This is a genomic window from Pseudomonas sp. P5_B2, assembly GCF_056400445.1.
The window spans coordinates 1-4,279 of the sequence record NZ_JBFULH010000354.1; the positions used below are offsets into that span (position 1 = coordinate 1).

A 4,279-nucleotide genomic window follows, 5' to 3' on the forward strand; every position below is an offset into this window, starting at 1 on the left:
GCTTCAGTGATGTGCTGACGGTTGTGGCGCAGGTTTTTGTCGCGGATGTAGTCGATGGTGTTGCCGGGGCCGGCGATCTTGCTGGCAAGGATCCAGTCGGCGCGATCGCCACGACTTTTGAAGTAATTGCCGATGTAGCGCTCGGTGGTGGCGTAGGTGTCGGCCTTGGGCGGCACCGGATACATCTCGGCGGTGTCGATGAAATTGATCCCGGCACTTTTGGCCCGTTCGATCTGGGCGAAGGCTTCAGCCTCGCTGTTTTGCTCGCCCCACGTCATGGTTCCGAGGCAGATAGCGCTCACGTTCAGATCGGTTCGGCCTAGCTGTCGATAGTCCATCAGGTGCTCCTTGGGCAAAACAATCATAAAAGCAGGTTGAAATATTTTTCGCAATCTGCATAATTGCGCACCTCTTTCTGCAGTGGAAGTGATGCGCCGCCGCCGAAGAATCTTGCCGTTGAACGGACGCGCCGACCCGAGCCCCCGAAAGCGTCTGTATCCGGCTGCCTTTGACTTGTCAAAGTACGCACTATTCAGTAAGATCCGCCGTCTAATTTACAGGGCGGCCCCTGAGGCTATAAAGAATGAAAACTTTTACTGCTAAACCGGAAACAGTACAGCGCGACTGGTTTGTCGTCGACGCTGCAGGTCAGACCCTGGGTCGTCTGGCCACCGAAATCGCGAGCCGTCTGCGTGGCAAGCATAAAGCTGAGTACACTCCTCACGTTGACACCGGCGATTACATCGTCGTTATCAATGCCGAGCAGATTCGTGTAACTGGTGCTAAAACCACCGACAAGATCTACTACTCCCACTCCGGTTTCCCGGGCGGCATCAAGTCGATCAACTTCGAAAAGCTGATCGCTAAAGCCCCTGAGCGCGTGATCGAGACTGCGGTCAAAGGCATGCTGCCTAAGAACCCGCTGGGTCGCGACATGTATCGTAAGCTGAAAGTCTATGCGGGCGCTGTACACCCTCATACTGCTCAGCAGCCCCAAGAACTGAAGTTTTAACGGAATAGTTCATTATGTCGGCGACTCAAAATTACGGCACTGGCCGTCGCAAGACCGCAACCGCACGCGTTTTCCTGCGTCCGGGTACTGGTAACATCTCGATCAACAACCGCACCCTGGAAAATTTCTTCGGCCGCGAAACTGCCCGCATGGTAGTTCGTCAGCCGCTGGAACTGACCGAGACAGTTGAAAAGTTCGACATCTACGTCACCGTTATCGGTGGCGGTGTAAGTGGTCAAGCTGGCGCAATCCGCCAYGGTATCACTCGCGCACTGATGCAGTACGACGAAACCCTGCGTGGCGCTCTGCGCAAAGCTGGCTTCGTTACTCGCGATGCTCGTGAAGTTGAACGTAAGAAAGTCGGTCTGCGTAAAGCGCGTAAGCGTCCGCAGTACTCGAAGCGTTAATTCGCTTTCACGTTCAAAAAAGAACGCCCAGTTTCCTCACGGAGCTGGGCGTTTTTTTGTGTGTGAGATTTATCAAAGAATTGCGCTGTGACAACTTGCCACATCCGTAGAGCCCCTATACTACAGGGCTTGGCAGTGGACCCCTTCGGTAATTACCTTGTCAGAATTGGGGCTTTTCATTACCATTCGGCAAAATTTTTATAAGTACATAGATTTACTTAGTAGATGCCTGATTTAACAGGCCACAAAGCTGATGGGAGAGGACTGAATGAGCAATGACGGCGTGAATACAGGCCGGCGTCGCTTCTTGGTAGCAGCCACATCCGTGGTGGGTGCTGCAGGAGCGGTGGGGGCTGCGGTCCCGTTCGTGGGGTCATGGTTTCCCAGTGCCAAGGCGAAAGCCGCAGGTGCACCGGTGAAAGTGAATGTCAGCAAAATCGAGCCAGGCCAGCAGATGATTGCTGAGTGGCGCGGCCAGCCGGTGTTCATTGTCCGCCGTACCGAGGAAATCCTGGCGAATCTGAAAARGATCGAAGACCAGCTCGCCGATCCTGATTCCAAACAATCGACGCAACCGGAATATGTCAATCCAGAGACACGTTCGATCAAGCCGGAAATTTTGCTGCTGATCGGTATCTGCACGCATTTGGGTTGTTCGCCTACTTTCCGTCCGGAAGTGGCCCCTGTGGATCTTGGTCCGAAGTGGGTAGGTGGATATTTCTGCCCTTGCCACGGCTCCCATTACGATCTGGCTGGTCGCGTCTACAAGTCGCAACCTGCGCCTTTGAACCTGCCAGTTCCCCCGCATTCCTATGAGACCGATGAGATCATTGTCATTGGCGTCGATACGGAGCAAGCGTGATGAGCAAGTTCATGGATTGGGTAGATGCACGCTTTCCCGCGACCAAAATGTGGGAAGACCATCTCAGCAAGTACTACGCCCCGAAGAACTTCAACTTCTTCTATTTCTTTGGCTCCCTGGCGCTGCTCGTTCTGGTAAACCAGATCGTCACCGGTGTCTGGCTGACCATGAGCTACACCCCGTCGGCAGAAGAGGCGTTTGCTTCCGTCGAATACATCATGCGCGACGTCGAGTACGGCTCGATCCTGCGTCTGCTGCACTCCACCGGCGCGTCGGCGTTCTTCATCGTGGTTTATCTGCACATGTTCCGTGGCTTGCTCTACGGTTCGTACCAGAAGCCGCGTGAGCTGGTGTGGGTCTTCGGCATGCTGATCTACCTGGCGCTAATGGCTGAAGCCTTCATGGGCTATCTGCTACCGTGGGGCCAGATGTCCTACTGGGGCGCCCAGGTGATCATCTCGCTGTTCGGTGCGATCCCGGTCATCGGTAACGACCTGACCCAGTGGATCCGTGGTGACTACCTGATTTCCGGTATTACCCTGAACCGCTTCTTCGCCCTGCACGTTGTTGCCTTGCCGATCGTGATCCTGGGTCTGGTGGTGCTGCATGTTCTGGCGTTGCACGAAGTCGGTTCGAACAACCCGGACGGTGTCGACATCAAGAAATACAAAGACGAAAACGGCGTACCGCTGGACGGCATTGCCTTCCATCCGTACTACACCGTGAAAGATATCGTCGGCGTGGTGGTGTTCCTGTTCATCTTCTGTTCGATCGTGTTCTTCTTCCCGGAAATGGGCGGTTACTTCCTCGAGAAGCCGAACTTCGAAGTGGCGAACGCCTTCAAGACCCCAGAGCACATCGCTCCGGTCTGGTACTTCACCCCGTTCTACGCGATTCTGCGAGCAATCCCGGACAAGCTCATGGGTGTTATCGCCATGGGTGCTTCGATTGCCATGTTGTTCGTCCTGCCATGGCTGGACCGCAGCCCGGTCAAGTCGATGCGCTACAAAGGCTGGCTGAGCAAGATCTGGTTGTGGGTGTTCTGCATCTCGTTCGTGATCCTGGGTGTGCTGGGCGTATTGGCCCCAACGCCAGGGCGGACGTTGTTGTCGCAGGTGTGTACGTTCCTGTACTTCGCCTACTTCATTCTGATGCCGTTCTACACCAGGCTTGAGAAGACCAAACCGGTTCCGGAAAGGGTGACTGGCTGATGAAAAAGCTATTTGCTGTACTGATTCTTGCGGCTATGCCTGTTCTGTCCTTCGGGGCAGAGCATGGTGGACCTGAGCTGAAAAGCGTCGACATCGACGTTTCCGACAAGGCTGCCCTGCAGGATGGCGCACGTACATTCGCCAACTACTGCATGGGCTGCCATAGCGCCAAGTTTCAGCGCTATGAACGTGTTGCCGATGATATTGGCGTTCCGCATGATCTGATGCTCTCGAAGCTGGTGTTCACCGGCGCCAAGATTGGCGACCACATGAATATCGGCATGCAGCCGGCAGACGCCAAGGCCTGGTTCGGCGCGGCTCCGCCCGACTTGACGCTGGTGGCTCGCGTTCGTGGTACTGACTGGCTCTACAACTACCTGACGTCCTTCTATGAAGACCCGTCGCGTCCATGGGGCGTGAACAACAAGGTCTTCCCGAACGTCGGTATGCCAAACGTCATGGCGGCCCTTCAGGGTCGTCAGGTCATTGGATGCAAACAGGTTCAGATCGTCGAAGACGGCAAGAAACAATTTGATCCTCTGACCGGTACCGCGCTGACTCATGAAGCGTGCGATCAGTTGACCATTGTGCCGAAAAGCGGTGCTTTGACCGAAGAGCAGTTCGATGAGAAGGTCAAGAATCTGGTAACCTTCCTCGCTTACTCGGCTAACCCGGTTAAGCTGCAACATCAGCGCATCGGTACATACGTCTTGCTGTACCTGGCGTTCTTCTTCGTATTCGCTTATTTGCTCAAGCGCGAATACTGGAAAGATGTGCACTGATAAAG

General features: G+C 54.8%; 6 protein-coding genes. 5 read left to right on the top strand and 1 reads right to left on the bottom strand.

Annotated elements, in window-relative coordinates; translation table 11 throughout:
* A partial coding sequence (locus tag AC1DRJ_RS20210; RefSeq protein ID WP_477803706.1) for an aldo/keto reductase occupies positions 1 to 338 on the bottom strand: 338 nt, incomplete at its 3' end.
* A gap of 245 nt (positions 339 to 583) precedes the next feature.
* On the opposite strand from AC1DRJ_RS20210, the gene rplM reads away from it, so the two are divergent.
* The 5 genes from rplM (at position 584) to AC1DRJ_RS20235 (ending at position 4,274) form a co-directional block, all read left to right on the top strand.
* Positions 584 to 1,012, top strand: a complete 429-nt coding sequence (rplM, locus tag AC1DRJ_RS20215) for a 50S ribosomal protein L13 (protein WP_007905295.1) — start codon at positions 584 to 586, stop codon at positions 1,010 to 1,012.
* A 14-nt stretch (positions 1,013 to 1,026) separates the two neighbouring features.
* Positions 1,027 to 1,419, top strand: a complete 393-nt coding sequence (gene rpsI / locus AC1DRJ_RS20220; RefSeq protein ID WP_003216038.1) for a 30S ribosomal protein S9 — start codon at positions 1,027 to 1,029, stop codon at positions 1,417 to 1,419.
* A 268-nt stretch (positions 1,420 to 1,687) separates the two neighbouring features.
* Entirely contained in the window at positions 1,688 to 2,281 is a 594-nt protein-coding gene (gene petA, locus AC1DRJ_RS20225; RefSeq protein ID WP_477803707.1) for a ubiquinol-cytochrome c reductase iron-sulfur subunit, read from the top strand.
* Complete coding sequence (locus tag AC1DRJ_RS20230; protein WP_477803708.1) at positions 2,281 to 3,492, top strand: cytochrome b; 1,212 nt, start codon at positions 2,281 to 2,283, stop codon at positions 3,490 to 3,492. Before petA ends, AC1DRJ_RS20230 begins: the two co-directional genes overlap by 1 nt.
* The gene (locus tag AC1DRJ_RS20235) at positions 3,492 to 4,274 is read left to right on the top strand and encodes a cytochrome c1 (RefSeq protein ID WP_477803709.1); all 783 of its coding nucleotides are present in this window, start codon (positions 3,492 to 3,494) and stop codon (positions 4,272 to 4,274) included. The genes AC1DRJ_RS20230 and AC1DRJ_RS20235 overlap by 1 nt, the downstream gene beginning before the upstream one ends.
* Positions 4,275 to 4,279 lie beyond the last annotated feature (5 nt).

Excerpts from the sequence above, each read along its gene's own strand:
- rplM (WP_007905295.1), top strand. The coding sequence starts at position 584 with ATGAAAACTTTTACTGCTAAACCGGAAACAGTACAGCGCGACTGGTTT.
- AC1DRJ_RS20230 (WP_477803708.1), top strand. The coding sequence starts at position 2,281 with ATGAGCAAGTTCATGGATTGGGTAGATGCACGCTTTCCCGCGACCAAA.
- AC1DRJ_RS20235 (WP_477803709.1), top strand. The coding sequence starts at position 3,492 with ATGAAAAAGCTATTTGCTGTACTGATTCTTGCGGCTATGCCTGTTCTG.